At 68.6% G+C, this 26,051-nt stretch carries 27 protein-coding genes; 18 read left to right on the forward strand and 9 right to left on the reverse strand.

From position 1 onward, the window contains the following. The first annotated feature begins 130 nt into the window (after positions 1 to 130). Together EV653_RS12475 and EV653_RS12480 are read left to right on the forward strand one after the other, a co-directional pair. The gene (locus EV653_RS12475) at positions 131 to 2,206 is read left to right on the forward strand and encodes a hypothetical protein (RefSeq protein WP_134101825.1); all 2,076 of its coding nucleotides are present in this window, start codon (positions 131 to 133) and stop codon (positions 2,204 to 2,206) included. After that, positions 2,203 to 2,850 (forward strand): HAD family hydrolase, encoded by a 648-nt coding sequence (locus EV653_RS12480; RefSeq protein WP_134101828.1) that lies wholly within the window; start codon positions 2,203 to 2,205, stop codon positions 2,848 to 2,850. Before EV653_RS12475 ends, EV653_RS12480 begins: the two co-directional genes overlap by 4 nt. Here EV653_RS12480 and EV653_RS12485 read toward each other — a convergent pair. Then, complete coding sequence (locus tag EV653_RS12485) at positions 2,847 to 3,245, reverse strand: DUF6855 family protein (RefSeq protein WP_134101830.1); 399 nt, start codon at positions 3,243 to 3,245, stop codon at positions 2,847 to 2,849. The two genes, EV653_RS12480 and EV653_RS12485, sit on opposite strands and share 4 nt — an antisense overlap. A gap of 67 nt (positions 3,246 to 3,312) precedes the next feature. On the opposite strand from EV653_RS12485, the gene EV653_RS12490 reads away from it, so the two are divergent. The 7 genes from EV653_RS12490 to EV653_RS12520 all read left to right on the forward strand — a co-directional run bounded on the left by EV653_RS12490 (position 3,313) and on the right by EV653_RS12520 (position 8,881). Further along, positions 3,313 to 3,633, forward strand: a complete 321-nt coding sequence (locus tag EV653_RS12490; protein WP_238159689.1) for an ArsR/SmtB family transcription factor — start codon at positions 3,313 to 3,315, stop codon at positions 3,631 to 3,633. Then, positions 3,630 to 4,058: an SRPBCC domain-containing protein gene (locus tag EV653_RS12495; protein ID WP_166679378.1), complete on the forward strand. Its 429-nt coding sequence runs from the start codon at positions 3,630 to 3,632 to the stop codon at positions 4,056 to 4,058. Before EV653_RS12490 ends, EV653_RS12495 begins: the two co-directional genes overlap by 4 nt. Before the next feature lie 167 nt (positions 4,059 to 4,225). Continuing rightward, complete coding sequence (locus tag EV653_RS12500) at positions 4,226 to 5,209, forward strand: calcium-binding protein (RefSeq protein WP_134101838.1); 984 nt, start codon at positions 4,226 to 4,228, stop codon at positions 5,207 to 5,209. Between the two features lie 185 nt (positions 5,210 to 5,394). Then, positions 5,395 to 6,324, forward strand: coding sequence for a hypothetical protein (locus tag EV653_RS12505; RefSeq protein WP_134101841.1), 930 nt, complete (start codon positions 5,395 to 5,397; stop codon positions 6,322 to 6,324). Positions 6,325 to 6,541: 217 nt separating this feature from the next. Further along, a complete protein-coding gene (locus EV653_RS12510) occupies positions 6,542 to 7,375 on the forward strand; it encodes a zinc-binding dehydrogenase (protein ID WP_238159690.1) in 834 nt (277 codons plus the stop codon). 11 nt (positions 7,376 to 7,386) lie between these two features. Then, entirely contained in the window at positions 7,387 to 8,361 is a 975-nt protein-coding gene (locus EV653_RS12515; RefSeq protein WP_134101843.1) for an RNA polymerase subunit sigma-70, read from the forward strand. 40 nt (positions 8,362 to 8,401) lie between these two features. After that, on the forward strand, positions 8,402 to 8,881 hold the full coding sequence (locus tag EV653_RS12520) for a pyridoxamine 5'-phosphate oxidase family protein (RefSeq protein WP_134101846.1): 480 nt from the start codon (positions 8,402 to 8,404) through the stop codon (positions 8,879 to 8,881). Here EV653_RS12520 and EV653_RS12525 read toward each other — a convergent pair whose 3' ends face one another. Genes EV653_RS12525 through EV653_RS12535 form a run of 3 tightly spaced genes read right to left on the reverse strand, consistent with a single transcriptional unit; the run spans position 8,882 to position 10,559 of the window. Continuing rightward, a complete protein-coding gene (locus tag EV653_RS12525) occupies positions 8,882 to 9,181 on the reverse strand; it encodes a hypothetical protein (protein ID WP_134101848.1) in 300 nt (99 codons plus the stop codon). Positions 9,182 to 9,208: 27 nt separating this feature from the next. Further along, positions 9,209 to 9,523 (reverse strand): hypothetical protein, encoded by a 315-nt coding sequence (locus EV653_RS12530; RefSeq protein WP_134101851.1) that lies wholly within the window; start codon positions 9,521 to 9,523, stop codon positions 9,209 to 9,211. 46 nt (positions 9,524 to 9,569) lie between these two features. Beyond that, positions 9,570 to 10,559 (reverse strand): aldo/keto reductase, encoded by a 990-nt coding sequence (locus EV653_RS12535; protein ID WP_134101854.1) that lies wholly within the window; start codon positions 10,557 to 10,559, stop codon positions 9,570 to 9,572. Positions 10,560 to 10,677: 118 nt separating this feature from the next. Here EV653_RS12535 and EV653_RS12540 point away from each other — a divergent pair, with 118 nt between their 5' ends. From EV653_RS12540 to EV653_RS12550, 3 genes are all read left to right on the forward strand, one after another. Beyond that, positions 10,678 to 11,562, forward strand: coding sequence for a helix-turn-helix transcriptional regulator (locus tag EV653_RS12540; RefSeq protein ID WP_134101856.1), 885 nt, complete (start codon positions 10,678 to 10,680; stop codon positions 11,560 to 11,562). A 61-nt stretch (positions 11,563 to 11,623) separates the two neighbouring features. Continuing rightward, positions 11,624 to 13,222, forward strand: a complete 1,599-nt coding sequence (locus tag EV653_RS12545) for a DHA2 family efflux MFS transporter permease subunit (protein WP_134101859.1) — start codon at positions 11,624 to 11,626, stop codon at positions 13,220 to 13,222. Between the two features lie 89 nt (positions 13,223 to 13,311). Further along, positions 13,312 to 14,616, forward strand: coding sequence for an epoxide hydrolase family protein (locus tag EV653_RS12550; protein WP_134101862.1), 1,305 nt, complete (start codon positions 13,312 to 13,314; stop codon positions 14,614 to 14,616). Between the two features lie 25 nt (positions 14,617 to 14,641). Here EV653_RS12550 and EV653_RS12555 read toward each other — a convergent pair whose 3' ends face one another. Further along, positions 14,642 to 14,836 carry a hypothetical protein gene (locus EV653_RS12555; RefSeq protein ID WP_134101865.1) on the reverse strand — a complete coding sequence of 65 codons (195 nt, stop codon included), beginning with the start codon at positions 14,834 to 14,836 and terminating at the stop codon, positions 14,642 to 14,644. A 206-nt stretch (positions 14,837 to 15,042) separates the two neighbouring features. On the opposite strand from EV653_RS12555, the gene EV653_RS12560 reads away from it, so the two are divergent. Beyond that, positions 15,043 to 16,209, forward strand: coding sequence for an ROK family transcriptional regulator (locus EV653_RS12560; RefSeq protein WP_134101868.1), 1,167 nt, complete (start codon positions 15,043 to 15,045; stop codon positions 16,207 to 16,209). Positions 16,210 to 16,338: 129 nt separating this feature from the next. Then, on the forward strand, positions 16,339 to 18,141 hold the full coding sequence (locus EV653_RS12565) for a bifunctional metallophosphatase/5'-nucleotidase (RefSeq protein WP_238159691.1): 1,803 nt from the start codon (positions 16,339 to 16,341) through the stop codon (positions 18,139 to 18,141). Between the two features lie 278 nt (positions 18,142 to 18,419). On the opposite strand, the gene EV653_RS12570 is transcribed toward EV653_RS12565, so the two are convergent. Beyond that, the gene (locus EV653_RS12570; protein WP_238159692.1) at positions 18,420 to 18,680 is read right to left on the reverse strand and encodes an RICIN domain-containing protein; all 261 of its coding nucleotides are present in this window, start codon (positions 18,678 to 18,680) and stop codon (positions 18,420 to 18,422) included. After that, positions 18,680 to 18,964: a hypothetical protein gene (locus tag EV653_RS41110; RefSeq protein ID WP_166679242.1), complete on the reverse strand. Its 285-nt coding sequence runs from the start codon at positions 18,962 to 18,964 to the stop codon at positions 18,680 to 18,682. Before EV653_RS41110 ends, EV653_RS12570 begins: the two co-directional genes overlap by 1 nt. Between EV653_RS41110 and EV653_RS12575 the strand changes: the two genes are divergently transcribed. Then, entirely contained in the window at positions 18,878 to 19,261 is a 384-nt protein-coding gene (locus EV653_RS12575; RefSeq protein ID WP_166679379.1) for a substrate-binding domain-containing protein, read from the forward strand. The two genes, EV653_RS41110 and EV653_RS12575, sit on opposite strands and share 87 nt — an antisense overlap. Positions 19,262 to 19,461: 200 nt before the next feature. After that, positions 19,462 to 21,057 (forward strand): S53 family peptidase, encoded by a 1,596-nt coding sequence (locus tag EV653_RS12580; protein ID WP_202871572.1) that lies wholly within the window; start codon positions 19,462 to 19,464, stop codon positions 21,055 to 21,057. Between the two features lie 19 nt (positions 21,058 to 21,076). Here EV653_RS12580 and EV653_RS12585 read toward each other — a convergent pair whose 3' ends face one another. Continuing rightward, positions 21,077 to 22,555 carry a GntT/GntP/DsdX family permease gene (locus tag EV653_RS12585; RefSeq protein ID WP_134101876.1) on the reverse strand — a complete coding sequence of 493 codons (1,479 nt, stop codon included), beginning with the start codon at positions 22,553 to 22,555 and terminating at the stop codon, positions 21,077 to 21,079. 149 nt (positions 22,556 to 22,704) lie between these two features. Then, positions 22,705 to 22,920 (reverse strand): hypothetical protein, encoded by a 216-nt coding sequence (locus EV653_RS12590; RefSeq protein ID WP_134101879.1) that lies wholly within the window; start codon positions 22,918 to 22,920, stop codon positions 22,705 to 22,707. Between the two features lie 176 nt (positions 22,921 to 23,096). Here EV653_RS12590 and EV653_RS12595 point away from each other — a divergent pair, with 176 nt between their 5' ends. Together EV653_RS12595 and EV653_RS12600 are read left to right on the forward strand one after the other, a co-directional pair. Further along, positions 23,097 to 24,074, forward strand: a complete 978-nt coding sequence (locus EV653_RS12595; RefSeq protein ID WP_166679380.1) for a lysylphosphatidylglycerol synthase domain-containing protein — start codon at positions 23,097 to 23,099, stop codon at positions 24,072 to 24,074. A 35-nt stretch (positions 24,075 to 24,109) separates the two neighbouring features. Continuing rightward, entirely contained in the window at positions 24,110 to 26,050 is a 1,941-nt protein-coding gene (locus EV653_RS12600) for a hypothetical protein (protein ID WP_134101885.1), read from the forward strand. The last annotated feature ends 1 nt before the right edge of the window (position 26,051 follow it).

The following is a 26,051-nucleotide window of genomic DNA, read 5'->3' on the forward strand; positions in this document are numbered from 1 at the left end:
CCGCCTCTCACCCCTGCTACGAACGGCGTACCCCGGATCCGACAGGTCCTCCGAGGAAAGTCTCCCAGCCGCTGTCCAGTTCCTGACAGCACGCTGGCGCCCGGCGTGCCGGGCGCGAAAGGGTTGACGTATGACGGACAAGCACCGTGAAGCGACCGGCTTTCAGGAGCAAGCGCCGTACGACGAATCGATCGACCTGCGCACCGATTTCGTCATGGTCTACGGCCTCAACGACACCACAGCGCAGCGCATCGCCCGGTGGCGGGAGGCCGGGTACCGCGTCCATCTGATGACGGGCATCTCGTGGGGCACATACCAGGACTATCTGGACGGGAGATGGGACGGCTCCGACCACTGGGCCGACGCTCAGACCACCGCCGACGGAAAGCCGATCCTGCACGGTCAGAGCACCGACATTCCGTACATGGTCCCGACGTTCAGCTTCACGGAGTACCTGGTCCAGAAGCTCCGCCCGATCATCGAGCTCGGTGTCGAGGGCATCCACCTCGAGGAGCCTGAGTTCTGGGCGCGGGCCGGCTACTCGGAGTCGTTCAAGCGCGAGTGGCAGGCGTTCTTCAAGGAGCCATGGCAAGCCCCGCACAGCAGCCCCGAAGCCCACTTCCGCGCCGGGCAGCTCAAGCAGCATCTGCTGTCCCGCAGCCTCGACCGGGTCACCTCCGTACTGCGCGACGAAGCGCTCCGGCAAGGCCGTGAGGTGCGCTTCTACGTCCCGACCCACAGCCTGCTGAACTACACGCAGTGGCAGATCATCAGCCCGGAATCACGCCTGCGGACGCTCCCCTCGATCGACGGCGCGATCGCGCAGGTGTGGACCGGGACCTCCCGCACGCCGAACGTGTACGCCGGCCGGGTCGCCGAGCGTACGTTCGAGACGGCGTACCTGGAATATGGCATCGCGCAGGATCTGACCCGCGGCACCGACCGGCGGATGTGGTTCCTGCACGACCCGATCGAGGACCACCCGGACCGCACCTGGGAGGACTACCTCGCCAACTACCAGCGCACGCTCATCGCGTCGCTGCTTCACCCGGGCGTCTCGCGGTACGAGGTGGCACCGTGGCCGAACCGGATCTTCAACCGCCCGTACCTGCGCGAGGGATCGACCGAACGGGAGCTCATTCCACCGGATACCGCCACGAGCTACCTGATCGCGATGAACAGCCTGCGCGATCTGGACCAGCCGGACGTGCGCTGGGACCAGGAGGGCCCGCGGATCGGGATCGCGCTCTCGGACACCGCGATGTTCCAGCGCTGGTCCCCCGGCGGTGAGAGCGGGCACTACGACGGCCTGCAGGATGCGCTGGCGTTGGAAGGACGCGAGCAGCTGCACTTCTCGGACTTCTACGGTCTCGCGCTGCCGCCGCTGTTCGACGGCCAGCGGGTCGCGCCGGTGCAGCTGGAGAACGTGATCGATACACCGGATGCCCTCGACGATGTCGACGTACTCGTCCTGAGCTACGAGTTCCAGAAGCCGCTCGCGCCGAGCATCCACTATGCGCTGGCCGGGTGGGTCAATCGCGGCGGCAGTCTGCTGTACGTCGGCGACGGCGCTGATCCGTACCACGCGATCCGCTCGTGGTGGACCGGCCGCTACGAGACCTGCGCCGACCATTTGGCCGAGGCTCTCGGTGCGGACCGCGACGGCATCCAGTCGATCGGCAAGGGCCGGGTCCGGTTCCTGCCGGTCCGCCCGGCCGATTTCACCGAGTCCCCCGAACGTGCCGCCGAACTGGTCACGGCGATCCGCGAACTGGCCGAGGCGGGCGGCCACACGTGGCAGTCGACCAACTGGCTGTCGGTGCAACGCGGTCCCTACGTCATCGGGGCCGTGCTGGACGGGACGCATGTGGTCGAAGGCAACTATCTCGACCTGCTCGATCCGGGGCTGGGCATCGTCCGGCGGCGCGAACTGGGCCCGGGGCAACTGACCTGGCTTCGCGACCTCACGTACGACGAGGAGCCGCTGCTGGCCTCGGCGGGCCGGGTCGTGGACTGGGCTTCTGACAACGGCACCATCACCTTCACCTGCGAGGCTCCGAAGGGCGTCCAGGTCATCACCGCTCTCCGCGTCCCGTCCGAGCCGGCATCCGTCAGCACCGACCACGAGTACGACGCCGCGGCCGGCGTGCTGCGGCTGCGTCATCCTGGCGAACCGAGCGGGACCCGCGTAGAAATCAGGTTATGACTGATGCCGTGGTCTTCGATCTCGACGGGGTGCTGATCGACTCCGAACCGCTGTGGGACGAGGTACGGCGAGGCGTCGTGGCGTCCGCAGGCCGGGACTGGCCCGCGGATGCCACGGAAGCCCTACAGGGGATGAGCACGCCGGAGTGGTCGGCGTACCTGACCGACGTCGTCGGCGTCCCGGGGTCGGCCGAGGAGGTGGCGACCAGGGTGATCGACGGAATGGTCGCGCGCTACCAGTCGCACTTGCCGTTGTTGCCGGGCGCTGTCGAGGCGGTGCGGCGGCTCGCGAGTCGCTGGCCGTTGGGGCTGGCCTCGTCGTCGCCTCGACGGCTGATCGACACTGTGCTCGAGGCAGCGCACCTGAGCGACCACTTCCGCGTCACGGTCTCCACCGAGGAGGTCGGCGCAGGCAAGCCCTCCCCCGCGGTCTACAACGAGGTCGTACGTCGACTTGGGGCGGACCCGTCCCGAGTCGCCGCCATCGAGGACTCCAGCAACGGGCTGCGCTCGGCATCCGCGGCTCGGCTGCGGGTCATCGCCGTACCGAACGCGAACTACCCGCCGCAGGACGTCGCGCTCGCACTGGCCGACGTCGTCGTCCACTCCCTCGACGAGGTCACCCCGGACCTCCTCGCCGGCTAGAGCGCGCGCACGCGGTTGTTGCGCGGGTTGTGCTCGAGTTCGACCAGGCCGAGGACTTCGAGGACGGGCGGGACGTAGTTGGCGAAGCGGCCGCGGTAGCCCTTGCGCAGGCCGTACCAGCCGCCGACCGGGTTGTCCTCGGACCGCGCCCAGGCCTCGACCGTGCCCGGTGCGGCCAACTTCTGCTCGTCGGCGTTGCCGAGCGGCATCCAGTCACCATGCGCTTTCAGCATCGCGTGCAGATCGTCGATACAGCGCGCGTCGTAGCTGAGCTTCGTCGTACCGACCTGGCACACCAAGGCCGTCTCATCGCGATACACCTGGTACTGCGAACTGCCTGGCGGCGTGGTCAGCACCCACGGATCCGCGGCCGTCCCCGAACCTTGTCCGTCCATGGCTCCCCCTCTTGGTCCACTTTCGGTTACCGTAACACTCAGGTTACCGAGCTGGGGAGGGTCACACGTGGAACCGGGTGAGGCCGCGCCCGCGCTCGACGCGCTGGGCGACGCGAACCGGCGGGCGATCGTCGAGATCCTCGGCAGCGGCGCACTGTCGGTCCGGCAGATCGCCGAGCAGTTGCCGATCAGCCGGCCGGCTGTGTCGCGGCACCTGCGGCTACTGAAGGACGCCGGGCTCGTCAGCGACGTACCCGACGGGACTCGCCGGGTCTACCAACTGCGCGAGGAGGGCGTGGACGCGGTCCGCGCGTACTTCGCGGAGGTGTGGGGGTCTGCGGCCGGCCGCTTCCGGATCGTCGCCGAGAACACCTCGGAGGAGCGGTGATCGAGCCGCTGGTGGTCGAGTTCGACGTGGACGCGTCCGTTGCGCACGCGTTCGACGTGTGGACCCGCAACTGCGTCGCCTGGTGGCCGACCAGTCACACCGTCAGCGGTGATCCGTCGGCGATCACCTTCGAGCCGTTGGCCGGCGGGCGAATCGTCGAGACCGGCCCGGACGGCGCGGAGCACCTGTGGGGCGAGGTCCTCGACTGGGAGCCGCCCGGGCGGTTGCGATTCCGGTGGCACCTGTTCTTCGACCGCAGTGAGGCGACCGAGGTCGAGATCACGTTCAGCCCGCGCGGCGACGGCACCGTCGTACGGCTGGAACAGACCGGCTGGGACAACCTTGGCCCGGCCGGCCGCCCACGCCGCGACCGAACGGGGGCGGCGTGGGCGGCGATCACCTCCCGCTACATCGCCACCCTGTAGGACCGTTGGTGTAACCCACGATCACCTGTTTTCCCCTTGTGTGCCGTGCATACGAGCATCGAAGCAATTCGGTTCAGTGTGAACCGATCGGCGTCGAGGCCCGTGTAGGGCCCATACATTCCGGCGAGTCGACTCGAGACGGCCGTGAACAACAGGGGAGAAACATCATGAGTACTGTGGCACAGCGTTTTCGGCGCGGGCTCGCCGTCGCAGCTGTCAGCGCGGGCATCGCCGTGAGCTTTGCCGGTCCGGCGTCCGCGGCGCCGGCCGGAAGTGTCGTGATCGACACCGGCCAGCTGATCGTCACCGGCACGAACCACGCGGACAACATCACGCTCAGCGTGCCGGCCGCCGACACGTCGGTGGTCGAGGTCGACTTCGGTGACGATATGGCGAAGCGCACCGTCAAGCGGGCCGACTTCACCCAGATCCAGATCACCAGCCGCGGCGGCAACGACGTCGTACGCATCGACTACGCCGCCGAGGTCCAGCCGGCCACGATCATCGACACCGGGGACGGCAACGACACCGTGTTCGGTGGCAGCGGCAACGAACTGATCCGCACCGGCGCAGGCAACGACAGCGTCGACGGCAACCGCGGTGCCGACACGGCCCTGCTCGGCACGGGTCGCGACACCTTCACCTGGGATCCGGGCGACGGCAGCGACGTCGTCGAGGGCGGCCGCGACCAGGACACGATGGTGTTCAACGGTTCGGCCGCCGCGGAGAAGTTCGTTGCCTCTGCCAACGGTCCGCGACTGCGCTTCACCCGGGACGTGGGCAACATCGTGATGGACACCGATGATGTCGAGCGGCTCACGCTCAACGCCCTCGGCGGCGCCGACACCGTCACCGTCGGCGATCTGCGCGGTACCGATGTCCAGAAGGTCTCGGTCGATCTCGGTGCCCAGCTCAACACCAAGGGCGGCGACTCGGCGATCGACGCGGTGACCGTGACGGGCACCGCCGGCCGGGACCGCATCCGGGTCTCCGGCTCCCGCGGCGATGTGCGGGTGTCCGGACTGCGTGCCGACGTACAACTCAGGAACGCGGAATCCACCGACCAGCTCACCGTCGACACACTCGCCGGCAACGACCGGGTATCCACCGGCGGGCTCGCTCGGGGCACCATCGGACTCAGCATCCGCTGACCGCTCCGACGACGCTCATCACATGGCCCGGCGTCCGCTCCCCCGGACGCCGGGCTCCAAGCCGCCCGCAACTTTGGTCCCACCGCGGGCATCAGGACAGGTGAGAGCCTGCAGCGGGAGGACGGTCATCCGTCTCCTGGGGTCTGCCGCCGGGCGCCGAGCACCAGTCCGGGGGGAACAGACAGATGAAACGAACGCTCGTCACAGGACGCGTCGCAGGACCCGTCGCGGCCATACTCGCGGCCGTACTCGCGGTCGGCTTCGTGCCGACATCGGCCGGCGCGTCGCCACGTGCGGCGGCGGAGGCTTGTGCGGTAGACCTGGGATCGGTCACTGCCGGCGGTGACCATCGGACGCAGATCATGGCCGCGACCTCACCGCCGGCCCGCACGTACGAACACATCGTCGGACGGGACGTGTACCCGGACGGTCAGGTCCGGCTCAGCGCCACGATGACCGCCGACGCGAACGCCGCCGGTCCCGAGGTCAGCGGCTATCTCGTCATCGGCGACACCCTGGACAAGAGCTTCTACGCGGCGAACTTCTCGGACGGCGCGATCCTCCGCTCCGGTCTCAGCCGGGTCGGCGGCGGCTGGTCCGGTTTCGCAGCCATCGACCAGTCGACGTACTCCACCGGCTCGTTCTACCGAACCAACACGTACGGTCTGCGCAGCGACGGCGTACTCTTCCGCTGGACCGTCGATACGCAGGGTGTCTGGCGGAACAAGACGTCGTACCCCGGCTTCGCCGCGGTGAAGTCAATGACGCTGATCAGCCAGACCCGCACCTACGACACCTTCCTGGCCAACACCCGAGGCGGGGCGCTGTACACCATCCACATCCCGACGGCGACGCCGATCAAGCCCGTCGTCAAGCTCGTCCGCGGTTCGACCTGGCAGGGCTTCGAAGCGCTGGTCGCACAGAGGTGCGGTCAGTACGGCACGGTCCTCATCGGCATCGACAAGGACACCAGGTCGGCCAATGTGTACGCCGTCGGCCACGCGAACGGCACCGCGACCGTCATCCAGGGCCGCGGCAAGATCCCGGTCACTCTCGACGACCCCGTGTACTTCCACTGGACCGGCCCGGCCGCCGTACCCCCGTTCGGCGAGTGACCCCACGGCCCAGCACCGCGTCGCACTCCCGGGAAATCTCATCGAACCAGACCGATTCCTTTTGGTCGCGGGATTGGTCTACCTGGCATGGAAATGCGAGCGCTGAAGCAGATGTCTTTCGACGGGCCTCGGGACCTGCGGCTGGTCGCCGATGCGGCGGTGCCGGTGCCTGGGCCGGGTGAGGTGCTGATTCGGGTCGGCGCGGCGGGCATCAACTTTGCCGACATCTCGAAGAGTTACGGGCGTCTTCGGTGGTGGGCCGACGCCGCCGTACCTGGCTGGGTTCGAGGCGGCTGGGGAGATCGTCGCGGTCGGCGGCGGGGTGAGCGAGGCACGCTTGGGGGAACTGGTCGTCGGGGTCGGGGACGGTGCGTTTGCGGAGTACATGGTCTTGCCGGCGGCGGTGCCGGTGCCTGCGGGGTGGACGGCGCAGGAGGCGCTGGGGTTGATGGTGAATTGGCCGACCGCACTGGCCGCGCTGACGACGCTCGGCCGAGTTGTCGCCGGTGAGACGGTCCTGATCCACGCGGCCGCGGGTGCGACCGGGCAGGCGGCGGTGAAGATCGCCAAGCATTACGGCGCCACGGTCATCGGCACCGCATCGCCTGGCAAGCATGAGGTCGTGCTGGCGCTGGGCGCTGACCATGTGCTCGACTCGCGGAGCGATGCGCTAGCGGCCGACGTACTGCGGCTCACCGGGGGCGTCGATCTCGTGGTCGAGTCGGGCGGGACGCTCGAAGCCAGCCTCGCGGCGGCCGAGCGGGTCACCGGACGGGTGGTCGTGACCGGCCTGGCTGGAGGCGAGGCTGCGATCACCAACTGGGACCTCGTGTACAGGCATCAGGTCCACGTGATCGGCTTCAACCTCGGCGTACTCATCGAGACCGCGCCGCACCTCTTCGGCGAGCTGATGGGAGAGCTGTTCGGGCTCATCGCTGCCGGTGTCCTCTCCCCCGGTCGGCCCACCACCTACGACCTCGCCGACGGACCGAAAGCGCTCGCGGAGCTGGAGGCCCGCGCGACGGTCGGCAAGCTGGCCCTGCTGCCTTGAGAGAATCGTTTATGGGCTCCGACGAGCAGTTCGCCGCCGACACCGAGCGGTACCGGCGGGAGTTGCTGGCGCTCTGCTACCGCATGGTCGGCTCCGCGCACGACGCCGAGGACCTGGTGCAGGAGACGTACCTGCGGGCCTGGCGTTCGTACGCCGGCTTCGAGGGCCGTGCATCGATCCGTTCGTGGCTCTACAAGATCGCGACGAACGTCTGCCTGACGGCTCTCGACTCGCGCCAGAGCCGGATGCTGCCGTCAGGTCTCGCGGGCCCGTACGACGGCCCCGATCGCCCGCCGGTCCCCGCCGCGCCCGGCGAAGTCTCGTGGCTCGAGCCCCTCCCGGACAGCTGGATCGCCCCGGCCGCCGACGACCCGGCCGCGGTGGTCGTCGCGCGTGAGTCGGTGCGGCTCGCACTCATCGCCAGCCTGCAACTCCTACCGCCGCGCCAGCGGGCGGTCCTCATCCTGCGCGAGGTCCTCGCGTTCCCGGCGACCGAGACCGCGGAGATCCTCGGCACCACCACGGCGGCGGTCAAGAGCGCCCTGCAACGCGCCCGCTCGACCCTCGACGAGGTGGAGCCCGACGAGCTCCTCGAGCCGACCGACCAGCGGGCACGCGCCTTGCTCGACGGCTACATCACCGCCTTCGAGCGCTCGGACGCGAACCTCCTGGCGCAGGTACTCCGCGCAGACGCCACGCTCGAGGCGACGCCGTTCCGCGACTGGCAATCGGGCAAGACGAGATGCATCCACCTGCTCGAGGCTCACGTGTTCGGCGCGCCCGGCGACTGGAAGCTGATCCCCACGACCGCCAACGCCCAACCCGCCGCCGCCGTCTACCACCAAGGCCAGGCCACCGGCATCGTCGTACTGACCATCACCCCCACCGGCATCTCCCGAGTGGTCGAATTCCACGACCCCACCCTCCTCGCGCCCTTCGGCTTCCCGTCAGGAATCGAGAAGCAGGAACCGGCCCCACACCCCTAGCGTGAGTCGCAGACAACCACGCGACCTTTGGGAGTGAACGATGACGGAGGTACTCGCCGAACTGCAGGACCGGACGTTCGAGCACGCCACCGCGGCGACGGCGAGCACCTACCCACCCGAGCGCCGGCTGACCGCCGACCAGCTCACGCGGTATCTCAGCCGGCGGGAGTACGCCGTCGTCGGCACGAGCCGCCCCGACGGCCGGCCTCATGCGTCGATGTCGATGTACATCCGCAGCGGCACCGATTTCTGGCTGCCCGCGGTGGCCGGGTCGATCCGCGCGCGCAACCTGGCGAAGAACCCCTGGCTGACCATGGTCATCGCCGAGAACGACGACGAGACCCACGTCGCGGTCATCGCCGAGGGGCCCGCGGACGTCGTACCGCTGGACGACGTGTCCGACGACGTACGGGCGGCCGTCGACCAGCACTGGCCCGGCGTCTGGAAGTGGGTCAACGTCTGGATCGTGCTCAGGACCGCGCGCCTGCTGTCGTACGCCGCCGAAGAGGCCCAGCTGTAGTCAGGTGTCCTCGGGTCTGACCTCGAAGTGGGTGACGGTGAGCTCTCGGTCGAGCAGGTAGTCGTCGTCCTCGGGGTAGTACTTGGCGTGGGTGATGTCGTCGCCGGCGAACGCGCGGATGTGGTCGAGGTCGGTCCACCAGCTGAGCGTGACGATCTCGGTCCGGCCGTCGCCGAGGTCCCGGGTCAGGAGCTGCGCGCCCTGGTTGCCCGGGGTACGCCGGTACCCGGACATGCCGGTGCGCTCGACGATCTCGGCGTACTCCGCGGCCTTCTCGGTCGGCACCAAGCCTCGCCACATGCGCGCGATCATGCGCTGGCCCTGGGCTCAGGAGCGGTCGTAGTGGGACGGCGGGAAGGGGTGGCGGTCGGTCAGGGGGTAGATCTCGCCCTCGGACTCCTCGCGGTCCAGTTCCGCCTTCGCCTCCTCGTAGACCTCGGACTGGGTCACGTCGGTCGGGAGCGGTTCGTCCGTCGCCGGCGGGACCTCGTCCGGGTCGTACGCGTCGACGCCGGCCTCGACCCGCTCCTCCTCGGTCCGGCGGTCCAGCTCGTCCTGGTCCGGGTGGATCGCGTCGGCGCCACCGTGCTCGCGGCGATCGCGGTGCACGTTCTCCGACGTCTCGAAAGGTTCGTCCGACATCGTTCCTCCTCAACGGGGTCCGTCACGCACCACAGTAGGCCACGACCTACAGGTTGGTCTGGGCCTCCAGCTCATCCGGGTACCGGCCGCCCTCGATCTCGATCCGGGACGACGCCTCCGTCAGCCGGTCGAGCTCGTCCGCGGTCAGCGTGACCTCCGCGGCCGCGAGGTTCTCCTCCAGCCGGTGCAGCTTCGTCGTACCCGGAATCGGAACGATCCACGTCTTCCGCGCCAGCAACCACGCGAGCGCGATCTGCGCCGGCGTCACGCCCTTCGAGGTGGCGAAGGACTGCACCAACTCGACCATTGCAACGTTGTGCTGCAGAGCCTCGGCCGCGAACCGCGGGATCCGCGCCCGCAGATCGTTGTCCTTGTCGAAGCTGGTCCCGACCGTTCCGGTCAAGAATCCCTTGCCGAGCGGGCTGAAGGGCACGAACCCGATCCCCAGCTCCTCACACGTCGCCAGGACCTCTTCCTCCGGCCGACGCCACCACAACGAGTACTCGCTCTGCACGGCGGTCACGGGCTGCACGGCGTGCGCGCGCCGGATCGTACCCGCGGCGGCCTCGGACATCCCGTACCGCTTGACCTTTCCCGCCTCGATCAGCTCCTTCACCGCCCCGGCGAACTCCTCGATCGGGTACGCCGGATTCACGCGATGCTGGTAATACAGGTCGATCGCGTCGACCCCGAGCCGCCGCAACGAGCCTTCAGCTGCGCCTGCAACCTCGTCCGGCCGCAACAACCGCCCGAGTGGCTTCCGCTCGACCGGATCGATCGCGTTCGCGAACTTCGTTGCCACCACCACCCGATCCAGGTACGGCGCCAGCGCTTCCCCCACGAGTTCCTCATTCGCATGCGGCCCGTAGGTCTCCGCGGTGTCGAAGAACGTGACACCAAGCTCCACCGCGGCGTGCAGAAGCTTGACCATCTCCCCTCGATCCGGCCGACCGCCGTACCCACCGGTCATCGTCATACAGCCGAGCCCGATCGCCGACACCACGGGACCGTCGGCTCCAAGGGTGCGTTCCTTCATGTGTCCTCCTAGATGCTCATAGCCAGACAACCCCCACCGGACGGCAAGCGGGAGGTCTCGCTGAACGGGGTACTGACAGAACCCCCCTCTTCGGTGCCGGGGTTCCTAAGCTGGAAACGTGAGCACGGAGAACCGGAAGCAGGTGCGCGACTTCCTCGTCAGCCGGCGCGGGAAGGTCACACCGCAGCAGGCCGGCCTGCAGTACTACGGCGGCAACCGCCGGGTGCCAGGCCTACGCCGGGAAGAAGTCGCGACTCTGGCCGGGCTGAGCGTCGACTACTACGCCCGGATCGAGAAGGGCAACATCTCCGGCGTCTCCGAGACCATCCTGCACGCCATCTCGGACGCCCTCCAGCTCGACGAAGCCGAACGTACCTACCTGTTCGACCTAGCGCGTACTGCGAACGCCGGCCATCGCACTCCGCACCGCGAACCCGCTCGCCGGGTCAGGCCGGCCGTGCAGCGCATTCTCGACAGCATGGCGACGACACCCGCGCTGGTCCGCAACGGACGCCTCGACGTCCTGGCCGCCAACGCGCTGGGGCGGGCCCTGTTCGCGCCGCTGTTCGACAGCCCGGTCACCGCTCCCGGTCAGGCGCCGAACCACGCACGGTTCGGGTTCCTCGACCCGAGAGCACACGAGTTCCACCCGGACTGGAATCTGTCCGCGAACACCAATGTCGCGATCCTGCGCACCGAGGCCGGACGCGACCCGTACAACAAGGATCTGACCGACCTGATCGGCGAGCTGAGCACCCGCAGCGAGGACTTCCGGACCCGCTGGGCCGACCAGAACGTCCGCCTGCACCGCACCGGCACGAAGTCCTTCTGCCACCCGGTGGTCGGCGTGGTCACGGTCGACTTCGAAGCCATGGAACTGTCTGCCGACGCCGGGCTCACGATCACGGCCTACTCCCCCGAGCCCGCGTCCCCTTCCGCGGACGCGCTGGCTCTGCTCGGCAGTTGGGTGACGACAGGGAGTCACGCCGGCGAAACTGGCTGACTTTTGGGGGGTGGGCGCGCGTAGGCTCTGGACTGACGTGCTCGTACCCAAGGGGGGACTCGTGAGTCAGCCTGATACGCAAGCCGAATACCCCGATCAGATCGATGCCGCAGTACTGAAGATCGCCGGTGTCGTGGTGCTCGGGGCCATCATGTCCATCCTCGACATCACCGTGGTCAACGTCGCGCTGCCGACGTTCCAGGACGAGTTCGGGACGCCGGGCAACCCGGTCGCGTACTCCACGGTCGCCTGGACGGTCACGGGGTACACGCTCGCGCTGGCGACCGTGATCCCACTGACCGGATGGGCCGCCAACCGGTTCGGCACGAAGCGGCTGTACATGGCCGCGATCTTCCTGTTCACCGCCGGGTCCGCGCTGTGTGCGACCGCCTCCAGCATCGACATGCTGATCGGCTTCCGCGTCCTGCAGGGTCTGGGTGGCGGCATGCTGATGCCGCTCGGGATGACGATCATGACCCAGGCCGCCGGTCCGCGCCGGATGGGCCGGCTGATGGCGATCCTCGGTGTGCCGATGCTGCTCGGCCCGATCCTCGGCCCGATCCTGGGTGGCTGGCTGATCCAGGTGGCGAGCTGGCACTGGATCTTCCTGATCAACGTCCCGCTCGGCGTTGCCGCGCTGATCTACGCGTGGTTCGCGCTGGCCAAGGACCACGCGGAGCCGTCCGAGTCGTTCGACTTCGTCGGCGTGCTGCTGATGTCGCCAGGGCTCGCGCTGTTCCTGTTCGGCATCTCGTCGCTGCCGGCCGAGGGTGGTGACTTCACTGCACCTCGCGTGTGGGTCTCGGTGCTGATCGGTGTGCTGCTGATGGCGGCCTTCGTCTGGCACTCGTTCCGGCCGGCGCACCCACTGCTCGATCTCCGGCTGTTCCGCGACCGCAACCTGACCATCTCGATCATCACGATGTTCCTGTTCGCCGCCGCGTTCTTCGGCGGACTGCTGCTGGTCCCGACGTACTTCCAGCAGATCCGCGGCGAGTCCACGCTGCAGGCCGGCCTCCTGGTCGCGCCGCAAGGCATCGGTGCGATGGTGACGATGCCGATCGCCGGGCGCTTGGTGGACAAGGTCCCGGTCGGCCGGATCGTGCCGTTCGGGATCGGGTTGATCGTGATCGGCATGTTCGGCCTCACCCAGATCACCGCGACCACGCCGTACGGCATCCTGATCGCGATGCTCTTCGTGATGGGACTGGGCATGGGCGGCACGATGATGCCGCTGTTCACCACCGCACTGCGGACCCTGCGCGGCCCCCAGGTCGCACGCGGCTCGACACTGCTCAACATCAGCCAGCAGATCGCCTCCTCGTGCGGCGTCGCGACGATGTCGGTCATCCTGACCAACCAGCTCAACGACTCGCCGATCATCCCCGGCACCCAGAACATTCCCGGGCTCGGCGCGGGACTCCGCGAGACGCAGGCAGCGATCCTGTCCAACACGCGCCCCGCGAGCATCATTCCGCTGCACCTCGACCCGGCCGTGATCGAGCGCGGCCTGAACGAAGCCGCCGCTGCGTTCGCCCACACCTACTGGGTCGCCTGGGTGCTGGTGGTCATCACCTTGGTGCCGGCGTTGATGCTCCCGCGCAAGCGTGAAGTCGTGAACCTGGCCGACCAGAAGGCCCCACCAGCGGTCATCGACTGAGACCAGGGACCAGGGACTTCTACTGGGGCGACGCCGTCGTAGGCAGAGCAGGCTTTCACGAGTACCCCGAACTCGTGAAAGGAAAGAATATGTCTACGTCAGCGTCCCCCAGGCCCAGCCGACGCACAGTGCTGTACGGCGGGATCGCCGCAGGGCTCGCCGTACCGGCCGTCTCGGCGCTGGGCGACCAGGCCGTGGCAGCTCCGGCTGCTGGGTCGTCCTCATCCGGCTCGACCGGGATCCGGCCGTTCCACTTCACCGCTTCGCGCGACCAGCTCAACGAGCTGCGCCGGCGGGTCGCCGCGACCCGCTGGCCCTCCGAGGAGCTCGTGGCGGATCGCTCGCAGGGTGTGCAGCTGGCCACCAGTCAAGCGCTGGCGAAGTACTGGAACACCCGGTACGACTGGCGCAGGTTCGAGGCCAAGCTCAACAAGCTGCCGCAGTACACCACCGAGATCGACGGTGTGGACATCCACTTCATCCACGTTCGGTCCCGGCACGCGGACGCGATGCCGCTGATCATGACCCACGGCTGGCCCGGCTCGATCGTCGAGTTGCTCGAGACGATCGGCCCGCTCACCGACCCGACCGCTCACGGCGGCAGCGCCGCGGACGCGTTCCACCTGGTCCTGCCGTCGGTCCCCGGTTTCGGATTCTCCGCCCAGCCGACCGAGACCGGCTGGGACACCGGCCGGACCGCGCGGGCCTGGGACGAGCTCATGCGCCGCCTCGGCTACCAGAAGTACGTCGCCCAGGGCGGCGACGTCGGCGCCGCCGTCACGGACAGCCTGGGCCGTCTCGCACCAGCCGGCCTACTCGGCATCCATCTGAACCTGCTCGTCCCGGCCCTCGGCGGCGCCAAGTTCCCGGCGACCACGCCGGAAGAGGTGGCCGCGTCCGAGGCGCTCGGCGAGTTCGGCCGGACCGGGAACGGCTACATCGTCGAGCAGTCCAACCGTCCGCAGACCATCGGCTACGCCCTGCTCGACTCGCCGGTCGCGCTGGCGTCCTGGATGCTCGACCACGACACCGACAGCTACTACAAGATCTCCCGCGCGTTCCGCGGCGGACTGGTCTCCGGCAATCTCACCCGCGACCACATCCTCGACAACGTCACCCTGTACTGGCTCACGGGCACCGGCGTCTCGGCCGCACGCGCCTACTGGGAGGGCGCGATGGCCCGCGGCGGACAGACCCCGCCACCGGTCAGCGTGCCGGTAGCGTTCAGCTCCTTCCCGGGCGAGATCTTCCAGTCGCCACGCAGCTGGGTCGAACTCGCCTACCCGACCCTTGCCTACTACAACAAGCCGGCCCGCGGCGGCCACTTCGCCGCCTGGGAAGAGCCCCAGCTGTTCACCCAGGAGGTCCGCACAGCGTTCCGCTCGCTCAGGTAGCCTCCGACAGCGGTCGGCTCCAGGGCTACTTGGACGGCCCGTCCTTGCGGGTGAGCTTGTGCAGTTCGCCACGGAGGAAGGCGGCCCGGGCCTCGGTATCCGCGCCAGACTCTTCCAGGTTCTGGAGCCTCTCGGACAGCGGATTCGGAGTGTTCGTGAACATCTCGACCCACTCCGCGGTCAGGTCGGGGACCTTGGGCTGTCCTTCGTTTCCGGCCATCTGCTCACGATCGCGTGCTCCAGGGTCATCCGTGGGGATTGTTGAGGCTGCGTTGCAGTGGTGGCTCACTGATCAACCTGATGGGTTGGCCGGTGGTCTGCGTGTCCAGCCGCAACGTCACCTCGTCGGTGGTGCACGGACTCGAACAGTTGGGGATCCCTGCGCTCGGCCCGATCTGGGACTCGTGATACTAAGCTGGCGCGATCATGGGGTCGACGATGCCGGATGCCGGGGACCAGTCCCGGTTGCGGCAGCTCAACGAGCGGGCCGTACTGGCGGGCGTGCGTTCCGCCGGTGAGGTGCGGGTCGCGCAGATCGTCGAGCAGAGCGGGCTCGGACGGACCGCGGTCGAAGAGGTCCTCGCGAGCCTCGTCACCCGGCGCTGGCTCGTCGAGGAGAGCCCGGCGATCCGGGGCCGCGGCCGGCCTGCTCGGAGCTACCGCTTCCGCGCCGAGGCCGGGTACGTCGTCGGCCTCGACATCGGAGCGTTCTCCGTCCGCGGGGTTCTCACCGACCTGAACGGGCAGACGCTCGTGAGCCGACGGCAATCCGTGACTCCGGAGACGCCGCGCCTCGAACGACTCGCGGCGGCCGACGAGGTGGTCGCTGCGTGCGCGCGTGAGGCCGACGCGGACCTGTGGGCCGTCGGCGTCGGCACCACCGGACTGGTCGACGCCGCCGGCACCGTCGTACGGGCGAATGCGATTCCCGACTGGGCCGGCACCGATCTCGCGGAGTACTTCGGCCGATCGGCACGACTCGTTGTCGTGGACAACGACAGCCAGCTCGCCGCCCTGGCCGAACAACGCCGCGGCGGCCGCGGCGGCACGGACATGGTGTTCCTGCACGCGGGCCGACGCACCGGGTTGGCGCTGGTGCTCGACGGGAAGTTGCGACGCGGTGCGTACGGCGCGGCAGCGGATATGTCGGCGCTGCGCGGAGTCGCCTGGGAGGCGGCGCTCGAGCACCTGCATGCCGTCGCACCGGCCGAGGTTCCCGAGATGGACAAGGCCGAGCGGGCGTTCGCAGCTGCCCGCGCCGGCGACCGAGCCGCGGTAAACGCCGTACGGAAGTATGCGAAGGCGATGGCCGTCGCGGCCGCGACGGCCATCTCGATCGTCGATCCACGGCTGCTGGTGCTGGGCGGCGCGTTCTCGCAGGCGGCCGACGTCTTGATGGAGCCGCTCGCCGCCGAGCTGGACCGCCTGTGCCCGCGGGTGCCGCAACTGCGGGCCTCTTCGCTGGGCGCGCTGTGCGTCGCGCTCGGCGCCGCATCGCTGGCTCTCGACGCCGTCGACGAGCACCTGCTCGCCCGCTCGCGCGGGCCGCTGCCGACGCTGGCAGCCGCCAGTCTCGACTCCTCCCAGCGCTGACTCGCGTTCGCCGATTGTTCAGTCAGGCGTTGACGCCTGCCCGCGGCGAGGCTATTAATGTCGGAAAGAGGCAATAATGCGCACGAACGCGCGCTCTCCCCCATGACGCCCCCAGGAAGTAGGTTCGCAGTGAACAGACGGATCCGCCGCCGGACGTTCCTCACCACCACCGGAGCGGTCGCCACCGCCGCAGCGGTCGGCGACCTCGCGTACGCCAGCCCGGACGCCCTCGACGACGCCGCAGCCGCGGGGTACGTCGACGTACAACTGCTCAACATCACCGACCTGCACGGCTACCTGCAGCCCACCACGCCGAGTCAGGGCAGCGTGATCACCGGCGCGGGTGGCGTCCAGGTGACCGTCGGCGGTGTCGGCTACATGGCGACACACCTCAAGCGGCTGCGCGAGGGACGACCGAACTCGCTCTTCTTCTCCTCCGGCGACAACTTCTCCGGCTGGCCGTTCGAGATCGACGCGCACGCGAACGAGCCGACCGTCGAGGCGCTCAACGCGCTCGGGCTGCAGTTCAGCACGGTCGGCAACCACGAGCTGGACCAGTCGGTCAGCTTCCTCGTCGACCACATGGAGCACGGTGCGCCGTACCCGGTGAACGGGCGCGACGACAACTTCGTCGACTCGACCGGTCACCGGTTCCGCGGCGCGAACTTCCGCTTCTACACGGCCAACATCGTGCACGCCGACACGGGCCGGACGATCGTCCCGCCGTACAACATCGAGTGGGTCGACGCGGGGCGCGGGCGGAAGTTGCCGATCGCGTTCATCCACCTGACCGTGATGGACACCCCGACCGGGTCCACGTCGTACCAGCCCGAGCTGCGGTCGCTGTCCGACGTCGAGCAGGCCAACAAGCTCGCCGCGCAGCTCAAGAAGCGCGGCATCAACGCGATCGTCATCAACATCCACGACGGCGGTGTGGCCGGCAACGACTACAACGCCGGCACGAACCCCTCCGGACCGGTCTTCCAGCTGGCCGCGCAGGCCTCGCCGGACATCGCCGCGATCGTCACCGGGCACTGGCACTGCCGCTTCAACATGATGGTCCCGGACCCGAACGGCGTACCGCGTCCGGTCGTCGAGGCCGGCAACCACGGGTCGCTGATCAACGAGATCAACCTCAAGCTGGACCCGCGGACGGGTGACGTGATCCGTGAGCTCACCACGTCCACGAACCACGCCAACACCCGCGACGTACCGGTCGATGAAGAGCTGCAGTACATCGCCGACTACTGGACCGCCAAGGGCGCGAAGCGCTACGCCACACCGCTGGCCACCGTCACCGGCGACTTCACGCGTACGCCGAACGCGTCGGGCGAATCGACGATGGGCAACCTGGCCGCCGATTTCGCGTACTGGGACGCGAACCAGCACCGCGACGGACGCGCCGACCTGGCGATGATCTCGGTCAAGCCGGTGTCCGGTTCGAACGCGCTGACCGGGGACCTTCTGTTTGCCAAGGGCACCAATCCGGCCGATGCCGACGGCACCGTTCTGTTCGGCGAGGCGTGGAGCGCGTTCGGCTACGGCAATCCCGTGCTGACCGTGACCCTGCCCGGGACGCAACTCCACGCTGCGTTCGAAGCCCAGTGGGTGGCGCAGGCCAACGGGACGGAGAAGTTCGCGCCGTTCGCCGTGTCGCACAACGTGAGCTACACCTACGACACGACGAAGCCGATCGGTCAGCGCGTCGATCCCGGTGCCGTCCGCATCGACGGCAAGCCCCTCGATCTGACCCGCACCTACCGCGTCGCCGCGCTCGCCTACACGCTGATCGGCGGCGACGGCACCAAGGTCTTCGCCGGCTTCACCGACCCGTACCGCAACGACCGCGACCACGAGGGCTTCATCGCCTACCTCCGCGCCCACCCGGTCCTGACTCCGTCCGCGCTCGGCCGAGCCCGTCCGGTGAGCTGATTCGGGAGTGGTCTTGTCCGGTTAGCGGTCAAGTCGGCGGAAATCGACACTTGCCGGTCCGTCCGGTTCTAGGGTGGAAGTGTTCGCCTGGCGGTATACCCCACAAACCGGGCTGACAGACCGATTGTGCAGACCGCGCGACCCTCATCCCCGAGACGTGCAGGTGCCCCCGTCGGTCCGAGTCCACGCCCGAGCCGCCAGGCGAGCCTTCAAGCCGTGCACAGGCCATCCGGCTCGCCCAGCGCCGAGAACGCAGGTTGCCGCTCGTTGAGCATTGCTTAGACGGGAACGTTCCACTTCTGCGGGTCTAGACCGTTGCAGTCGTAGATCTGCAGTTTCGTTCCGTCGGCCGTGGCACCGCTCGGGCTGTCGAGGCACCGCCCGGATTGGGGGTTGAGGAGAGCGCCATTGAGCTGGGGCTGCCAGATCTGCCCGCCGGCGGTTCCGCAGTCCCAGAGCTGGACCTTGGTCAGGTTCGCCGTACCGTGGCCGACGATGTCCAGGGCCTTGCCCAACGAGCGGATGGTGCCGCTGGCCATCATCGTCCACTGCAGCCCAGTACGCCGCCGGCGCGTTCGTCGGAGATGAAGCAGGCGAGGGTGTTGTTCGAAGTGAGCAGGAACCGCGGCTCCCAGATGCCGGCGCCGATGGTGTTCGGAAGGCCGCTGGTCTGGGTGCAGTTCGACAGGTACTGCCGGGTCGCGCCGTCGACGGGCTGATCTTCAACCCGCTGGCGTTGGGCGGTGCCGACCTGCGCGACCGGCCGTCCTCGACACCGGTGGTGCTGCTCGGTGAGCGTGTCGTCCAGGGCGGCCTCGACCACATCATGATCGACAACGTCGCCGCCGCCGAGCTCGCGACCCGGCATCTGATCGACCTCGGCCGGCAACGGATCGCGGCGATCGGCGACCAGTTCGACGAGAGCCGCCAGACCGGCCGGCTTCGGACCCAGGGCTACACGGCCGCTCTCCGTACTGCGGGGATGGAGCTCATGCCCGAGCTGATTCGTCCGACGGAGTTCTTCCACCGGGCCGACGGCGCCGCCGCGATGGCTGAGCTGCAAGGCCCAGATCGCCAAGCACGCCGTACAACTGCTCCTCAACCGCCTGGCCGGCGATGATTCTCCCCCGGCGGAGATCGCCGCCGACTACGACCTCGTCATCCGCGAGAGCACCCGTTGTCCGCCGCCGTCTCCCGGATCGGAATCCGGCGAAAGCCTGGAGACCGAGCATTGACCTTCCCCGGGCTGAGGAGGAACGTCGAACGTGGCTGATGCGTGAGCACCAGGGGGATCGAAAGGCATTGCCACAAGGGGGAATCATGGCCAGGAAGTTGTTCGAAGACAGCGTTGTCCCGCTGCCACCCGATGACGGACTCGCGGCGAACGGGCTGCTCGTCCAGGCCGCGACAGCGCGGAACGCGAGCGAGACGATGGAGGTCATGTTCTCGCTCGCGCTGCCGGAAGCCGACCAGCAGAGCCTGGAGGACGCGGTGGCGCGCGGGGACGTCGTACCGGCCGATCAGCTCGGCGCGCTGAAGGCGTCGGACAAGCAACGCGCCAAGCTGGAGCAGTGGCTGGACGCACACGGGTTCGCGATCGACCACGTGTCCGACGACGGGACCAGCATCTACACGACGTCGACCGTCGACAATCTGTCCAAGCAGTTGCAGGTCGAGATGGCACAGGTGACCAAGGACGGCATCACGTTCACCGCTGCCCGCAACGCACCAAGCCTGCCGTCGACCGTCGGTGACGGCGTCCGGGCCATCATCGGCCTGCAGCCGTTCCGGCGCGCCAACAAGCATTTCCGCGCGGTCCCCGGGCCGGCCGTCCCGGCGGCGCAGGCGGTCAACGTGCCGAACTCGCCGCCGTACCTCGTCTCCGAGATCCTCAGCGCGTACGGCGCGAGCGGCCTCGAGGTGGACGGTACGGGGCAGACGATCGCGATCCTGATCGACACGGTGCCGAAGACGTCCGACATCACGATGTTCTGGAAGGTCAACGGGCTGAGCACCAAGGCGAGCCGGGTGAGGAAGATCAATGTCGGCGGCGGGGCGCTGCCCGCGACCTCGGGCGAGGAGACGCTCGACGTCGCCTGGTCGAGCGGGATCGCACCGGGCGCGAAGATTCGTGTGTACGCGAGCGGATCTCTCGCGTTCGTCGCACTGGACCGCGCTCTCGACCGGATCATCGCCGATCTCCCGAGCAATCCGGGCCTTCGGCAACTATCGATCAGCCTCGGTCTCGGCGAGACGTTCATGGGCGGGCCACAGGGCGAGGTCGCGACCCAGCACGCGAAATTCCTGCGGCTCGCCGCCGCCGGGGTCAACGTGTTCGTCTCCAGCGGCGACGCGGGTTCGAACCCGGATCTGACCGGGCACGGTTCGCACGGCCCGTTGCAGGCGGAGTTCGAGTCGTCGGACACCGCGGTGGTCGGGGTCGGCGGCACGTCACTGCACCTGACGGACCAGGGCACGGCGTCCGCCGAGACCGGGTGGGCCGGAAGCGGCGGCGGGGCGAGCATCTTCTTCCGTCGACCCGCCTGGCAGACCGGTCCCGGTGTACCCAAGGGAAAGATGCGGCTGGTGCCGGACGTCAGTCTCGTGGCCGATCCCGGCACGGGCGCGTTCCTGGTTCTGAACGGCTTGCAGCTGCCGCACGGCGTCGGCGGGACGAGCTGGAGCGCGCCGGTGTGGGCGGGTTTCTGTGCCCTGATCAACGAAGCCCGGATCAAAGCCGGACAGGAGCCGCTCGGCTTCCTGAATCCACAGCTCTACCCGCTGGCCGGCGGCCCCTGCTTCCGCGACATCACCGCCGGCACCAACGGAGCGTTCACGGCGGCCGCCGGCTACGACCAGGTCACCGGCATCGGAGTCCCCGACGTCGCCGAACTGATCAAGGCCCTGACCGCCTAGCTGCCTCGCTGACGGAACGCTAGAGGAAGGTTGACAACAGCAACGTCATGGCGAGGCCGACGACGGAGATCAGCGTCTCCATCACCGACCAGGTTTTGATGGTCTCGCCAACGGTCATACCGAAGTACTCCTTGACCAGCCAGAAGCCGGCGTCGTTGACGTGCGAGAAGAACAGCGAGCCGGCGCCGATGGCGAGCACGACGAGGGCGATGTGCGTGGAGTTCTCGCCGACGGCCAGCGGTGCGACGATGCCGGCGGCGGTCACGGTGGCCACCGTTGCGGAACCGGTGGCCAGCCGGATCAGTACGGCGACGATCCAGCCGAGCATCAGCGCGGACAGGTTCGCGGCGATCGCGATCTTCGCGATCGCCGTCCCCGCCCCGCCGTCCACCAGGACCTGCTTGAACCCGCCACCGGCGCCGACGATCAGCATCACCCCGGAGATCGGCATCAGGCTCATGCCGATCTTCTTGCTCAGGACCGGGATACCGAAGCCGATCGCCGTACCGAAGGTGTACATCGCCAGCAAGACCGCGAACAGCAGCGCGACCACCGGGTCACCGATGAACTGCAGCACCGGATACAGCGCGTTGTCCTTGCTCATCCACACGTCCGACGCGGCCTTGAGCAGCATCAGTACGACGGGACTCAGCACGGTCACGATCGTCCAGGTGAAGCTCGGCGTCCCCGTCCGCTGGGCCTGCTCGGTAGCGACCTCGACTCCGCCCGGACCGGACGGCGACGCACCCGTCCCGCCCGGCTCACTGTCCTGCGCGCCGCCCGCGACCTCCAGCCCGGCACCGGCCGCGCCGATCGGCACCCAGCGAGCAGCGATCTGCCCGAACAGCGGCCCGGCGATGATCACAGCCGGGATCGCCACCAAAAGGCCCAGCGCGAGCGTGATGCCCACGTTGCCGTGCAGTACGCCGATCGCGGCCAACGGTCCCGGGTGCGGCGGGACGAACCCGTGCAGCACCGACAGGCCCGCGAGAGCCGGAATGGCGAGCAACATCGCCTTCGCGCCCGTCCGCCGGATCGCCAGCACGACCACGGGAACCAGCAGCACCAACCCGATCTCGAAGAACATCGGGATGCCGATGATCGTGGCGATCAGCGCCATCTTCCACGGGAGCACGGAGCGTTTGCCGCGCAGCAGGGTGTCCACGACCTGATCGGCGCCGCCGGAGTCCGCCAGTAACTTGCCGACCATGGCGCCGAGCGCGATCAGCACCCCGACGTACCCGAGGACGCTGCCGACGCCGAGTTCGTACGACTTCGTCACGGCACCGGCCGGGATGCCGGATGCCAGCCCGACGAACAGAGCCCCGATCGTGAGCGCGAGGAACGCATGGACTTTCAATCCCACGATCAGCGCGACGATGATGCCGATCCCGATCACGGCGACGACCAGCACCCGGGTGTCGTGCGCGTTCCACGGCGCGTTCACATCAGCGCTCGCCGCCAAGGGAAGTGCGGTGACTGCATCGGTCAGACCCATAGCTTCACGCTCCTCCGGACCAACCCCCCTCCCGCAGTCTCCCACCGCGTCCCCGCCGAAACCCCCCAACGGCGCGCCGTCCGCCTCACCGGAACAGGTCTAGGCCCTTTCCGACCAGAACAGTGGACAGGACGGCCGGCAGAACGTTCTCAGTGCTCGTTCGCTGGAGGGGGGACCTGCAGGACTTCGACGATGCTGATCCCGAGCATGTCGAGGTGGTTCAGGATGCCGGCCAGCGCCGCTTGGTCGTCGAGGTACCCGTGCAGGACGGTCTGCGGGGGCTCGGTATCAGCGGTCATCGACGGGAACGCGTCGGTCAGGTCGCGCGACAAGGTTCCCTTCACCCGGATGACGTAGTGGCCCATAGGACGCCCCCTTCACGGCCGTCACTTAGGACTCTGCTGCCGTCGTGGGCAACTCGGCTCCCCCGGATCGGGGGATGGTGGTTGTTCGCACGGTCAGCAGGCTGGGAGATGTGGCCGAGTCTGCTCCCCCGGCAGTGCCAACTCCTCGAGCTGCTCGGCGGAAGATCCCGAAACCCGTGGTGCAACTGGCCCGGCTCGTCGTCATCGTCGTGGTGGCCTGGCTCCTGCTGCGGTTGTTGCGCGGCATCGACTGGGCGGAGGTCGGCTATGCCCTCACCCATCTGAGTGCATGGCAGATCGCGGTCCTGCTGGTCGTGATCCTGATCCGCCGTGCGATCCTGGCCGCCCCGCTGGCGCTGCTCATCGCCGGTCTCAGCTACCTGAAAGCGATGATCAGCGATGTCGCGGCAGCCTCCATCGCGACGATCGCGCCCTCCCCCGGCGACGTCGTACTGCGACTCGCGATGCTCCGCTCCTGGGGTATCGACAACACCGACGCCGCATCGGGCCTGACGCTCAGTACGACGCTGTTCTACATCGCCCGCCTCGCCGCTCCGGTGATGGGCTTCGTCATCTTCTGGGCGACGCGTGACTTCTACGCGCCCTTCGCCTGGGCGGCGCTGCTCTTCGGCGTGGCAGCCGGCGTACTGCTCGTCGGCCTGCTCTATGCGCTGCGGGCCGCGCGGTCGGCGGCGACGATCGGGCGTCTGCTCGGACGGCTGATCCAGCGCGTGCGGCCGTCCAGTCCGGGTCCGGAGGTATGGGAGGAGCGACTCGTGTCGTTCCAGTCGCACAGCGCGGGGCGGATGCAAGAGCGCGGGTGGCTCGCGTTTCTCAGCCAGTTGCTGCTGATCGGCGTCGAAGCGGGTGTGCTCGTTCTGTGCCAGGGGTTCGTGGGGGTCACGCTGGACGGGCCGACCGTGATCGTCATGTTCTGCAGCTTCATGGTGCTCTATCCGCTGACCGGCCTGCCGCTGATGGGCGCGGGCGTACTGGACGCGACCTATGCGGCCTTCGTGTCCGACCACACCGCCGTCGACGCGACCGACCTCGTCGCGGGACTGCTCGTGTGGCGGGTCGCCATCCAGTTGCTGCCGGTTGTCGTCGGGCTGCTGATCATCGCGTTGTGGCGGCGGTTCACCTGGAACGGGTGACCCGGCCAGGAACAGTTGACCCACACCCTGGTCGCATGACGCTGCGCGGGACGCTGGTGTTCGCCCTGGCAGGCGCCCTGTTCGCCGGACTGGCCCAACCCGCCGCCGCGGTCTCGCCCGAGGACACAGCGGCACAAACACTCGCTGATCGCTACGCCCCGGTGGTCCGCCTGCAGAACCTCGGGACGAGCTGCGACAGCGGGGAACAGTTCCAGCCGACCGACGTCAACGCCGTACTGGGTGATCAGCAGGTTGCGTTGCGCGGCCCCTGGCGACCGCCGGACCTGGTCAAGACTCAGCCTGAGGGTACGGACCTGGGCCGCGGGTACCCGGGTCACTTCCTCGACTTCCCCGGCGATCCGTTGCGCCCGGGCTGCGACTACGCCGAGTGGTCTGCACGCATCAACAGCACGCATCCGGCGACCGTCTACGCTCACGTCGCGGGCGATCCGGCGTACCCGGGGAAGCTGTCCTTGGAGTATTGGTTCTTCTACATCTTCAACGACTACAACAACACGCATGAAGGCGACTGGGAGTCCGTCCAGCTCATCTTCGACGCGGCAACGCCGGAGGCTGCCCTGGCCACGGAGCCGACGGCGATCGGGTTCAGCCAGCATGGCGGCGCGGAGCGGGCCCGGTGGGGCGACACCAAGCTCGAGATCGTCGACGGCAGCCATCCGGTCGTCTATCCGGCGGCGGGTTCGCATGCCAACAAGTACGGTCAACGTCTGTACCTCGGTCGCGGCTCGGAGGGTCTCGGCTGCGACGACACGACCAGACCCGCGACCGAGCTCAGACCCCACGTCGCCTACGTACCGATGGCGCGCGCCGAGTACCTCAAGGAGTACCCCTGGCTGGCGTTCGAGGGCCGATGGGGCGAACGGCAGCGTTCGTTCTTCGACGGCCCGACCGGGCCCAACCAGAAGGACTCCTGGGTGCGGCCGATCCAGGATGCCGAGACGACCTGGCGTGACGACAGCACGATCGTGCCCGCCGGCCGGGTGCTCGGGCCCAGCGGCACCGGCGTCTTCTGTACGGCGGTCGGCGCCGGATCGAACCTGCTCCGCGAGACCCTCGACCGGATCTGGCTGCTCGTGCTGATCCTGGCCGCGCTCGTCGCAGTGATCTGGTTCGCCGCGAGCCGGACCCGCTGGAGTGACGCCGCGCCGTTGCCTGCCCGAAGGCGGCGCGCGTGGGGGCAGACGGTGGCGTCTGCGCTCCAGCTGTTCCGGCGACGCCCCGGGCTGTTCGGAGCCTTCGCGGCGACGTTCGTCGTACTGGGTCTGGCCACGCTCCTGCTGGCGGATCTTCAGGCGGCGCGCCGCGATTCGCCGACCGATCTGGGCGCGCCGACCCAGCACGCGACCGGTTTCTGGGCCTCGCTGATCGCGCTCGCGATCACGATCCTCACCGCCGCGACATACGTCGCACTGCTGGCCGCGGTCACCTCGACACTCGACCGACTCGACCGGGACGCCCCGGCGTCGGCCGCACTCACCTGGCGTGACGTACGCGCGCAAGCCCGGCCGCTGGCCGCCGTGTCGGTGCGGTACTTCGTGATCATCGCCGTCCTCACGATCATCGTCGCGACGATCCCCCTGGCCATCTACTACGCGGCCAGCCGCGCGTTCGCGATACCTGCCGTGATGGCCGAGCGGGTCTCGGCGAGTGCAGCGCTGAGACGCAGCCGGCTCCTGGTCAAGGGGCGATGGTGGCGAACCGCCTGGCCGCTCGCGATCATCGTCGGACTCGGCCTGTCGATCGGGCCGATCGCCGGGATCATCCTGCTGCTCGCGACGGACCTGCAGCCGAGGCTGATCAACGTGGTCTCCTCGCTGCTGTTCGCGGTGGCGATGCCGCTCGTCGCGGCCGCCGTCGTCTACCTGTACTTCGACCGCGCGGTCACCGACGCGGAGTCGCCCGGATCAGGTGACCTCCCGGAGCCGGACCGTACCTATTCTCGGCAAGGGAGGTAGG

This window comes from Kribbella pratensis (assembly GCF_004365355.1).
GTDB lineage: Bacteria > Actinomycetota > Actinomycetes > Propionibacteriales > Kribbellaceae > Kribbella.

What these genes read in the sequence shown, in the direction of transcription:
- EV653_RS12520 (WP_134101846.1), top strand. Translation starts at nt 8,402, where the DNA reads ATGACGGAGGTACTCGCCGAACTGCAGGACCGGACGTTCGAGCACGCC.
- EV653_RS12535 (WP_134101854.1), bottom strand. Translation starts at nt 10,559, where the DNA reads ATGAAGGAACGCACCCTTGGAGCCGACGGTCCCGTGGTGTCGGCGATC.
- EV653_RS12475 (WP_134101825.1), top strand. Translation starts at nt 131, where the DNA reads ATGACGGACAAGCACCGTGAAGCGACCGGCTTTCAGGAGCAAGCGCCG.
- EV653_RS12555 (WP_134101865.1), bottom strand. Translation starts at nt 14,836, where the DNA reads ATGGCCGGAAACGAAGGACAGCCCAAGGTCCCCGACCTGACCGCGGAG.
- EV653_RS12550 (WP_134101862.1), top strand. Translation starts at nt 13,312, where the DNA reads ATGTCTACGTCAGCGTCCCCCAGGCCCAGCCGACGCACAGTGCTGTAC.
- EV653_RS12485 (WP_134101830.1), bottom strand. Translation starts at nt 3,245, where the DNA reads ATGGACGGACAAGGTTCGGGGACGGCCGCGGATCCGTGGGTGCTGACC.
- EV653_RS12500 (WP_134101838.1), top strand. Translation starts at nt 4,226, where the DNA reads ATGAGTACTGTGGCACAGCGTTTTCGGCGCGGGCTCGCCGTCGCAGCT.
- EV653_RS12560 (WP_134101868.1), top strand. Translation starts at nt 15,043, where the DNA reads ATGGGGTCGACGATGCCGGATGCCGGGGACCAGTCCCGGTTGCGGCAG.
- EV653_RS12590 (WP_134101879.1), bottom strand. Translation starts at nt 22,920, where the DNA reads ATGGGCCACTACGTCATCCGGGTGAAGGGAACCTTGTCGCGCGACCTG.
- EV653_RS12600 (WP_134101885.1), top strand. Translation starts at nt 24,110, where the DNA reads ATGACGCTGCGCGGGACGCTGGTGTTCGCCCTGGCAGGCGCCCTGTTC.
- EV653_RS12515 (WP_134101843.1), top strand. Translation starts at nt 7,387, where the DNA reads ATGGGCTCCGACGAGCAGTTCGCCGCCGACACCGAGCGGTACCGGCGG.
- EV653_RS12480 (WP_134101828.1), top strand. Translation starts at nt 2,203, where the DNA reads ATGACTGATGCCGTGGTCTTCGATCTCGACGGGGTGCTGATCGACTCC.
- EV653_RS12570 (WP_238159692.1), bottom strand. Translation starts at nt 18,680, where the DNA reads ATGGCCAGCGGCACCATCCGCTCGTTGGGCAAGGCCCTGGACATCGTC.
- EV653_RS12505 (WP_134101841.1), top strand. Translation starts at nt 5,395, where the DNA reads ATGAAACGAACGCTCGTCACAGGACGCGTCGCAGGACCCGTCGCGGCC.
- EV653_RS12580 (WP_202871572.1), top strand. Translation starts at nt 19,462, where the DNA reads ATGGCCAGGAAGTTGTTCGAAGACAGCGTTGTCCCGCTGCCACCCGAT.
- EV653_RS12530 (WP_134101851.1), bottom strand. Translation starts at nt 9,523, where the DNA reads ATGTCGGACGAACCTTTCGAGACGTCGGAGAACGTGCACCGCGATCGC.
- EV653_RS12525 (WP_134101848.1), bottom strand. Translation starts at nt 9,181, where the DNA reads ATGTGGCGAGGCTTGGTGCCGACCGAGAAGGCCGCGGAGTACGCCGAG.
- EV653_RS12585 (WP_134101876.1), bottom strand. Translation starts at nt 22,555, where the DNA reads ATGGGTCTGACCGATGCAGTCACCGCACTTCCCTTGGCGGCGAGCGCT.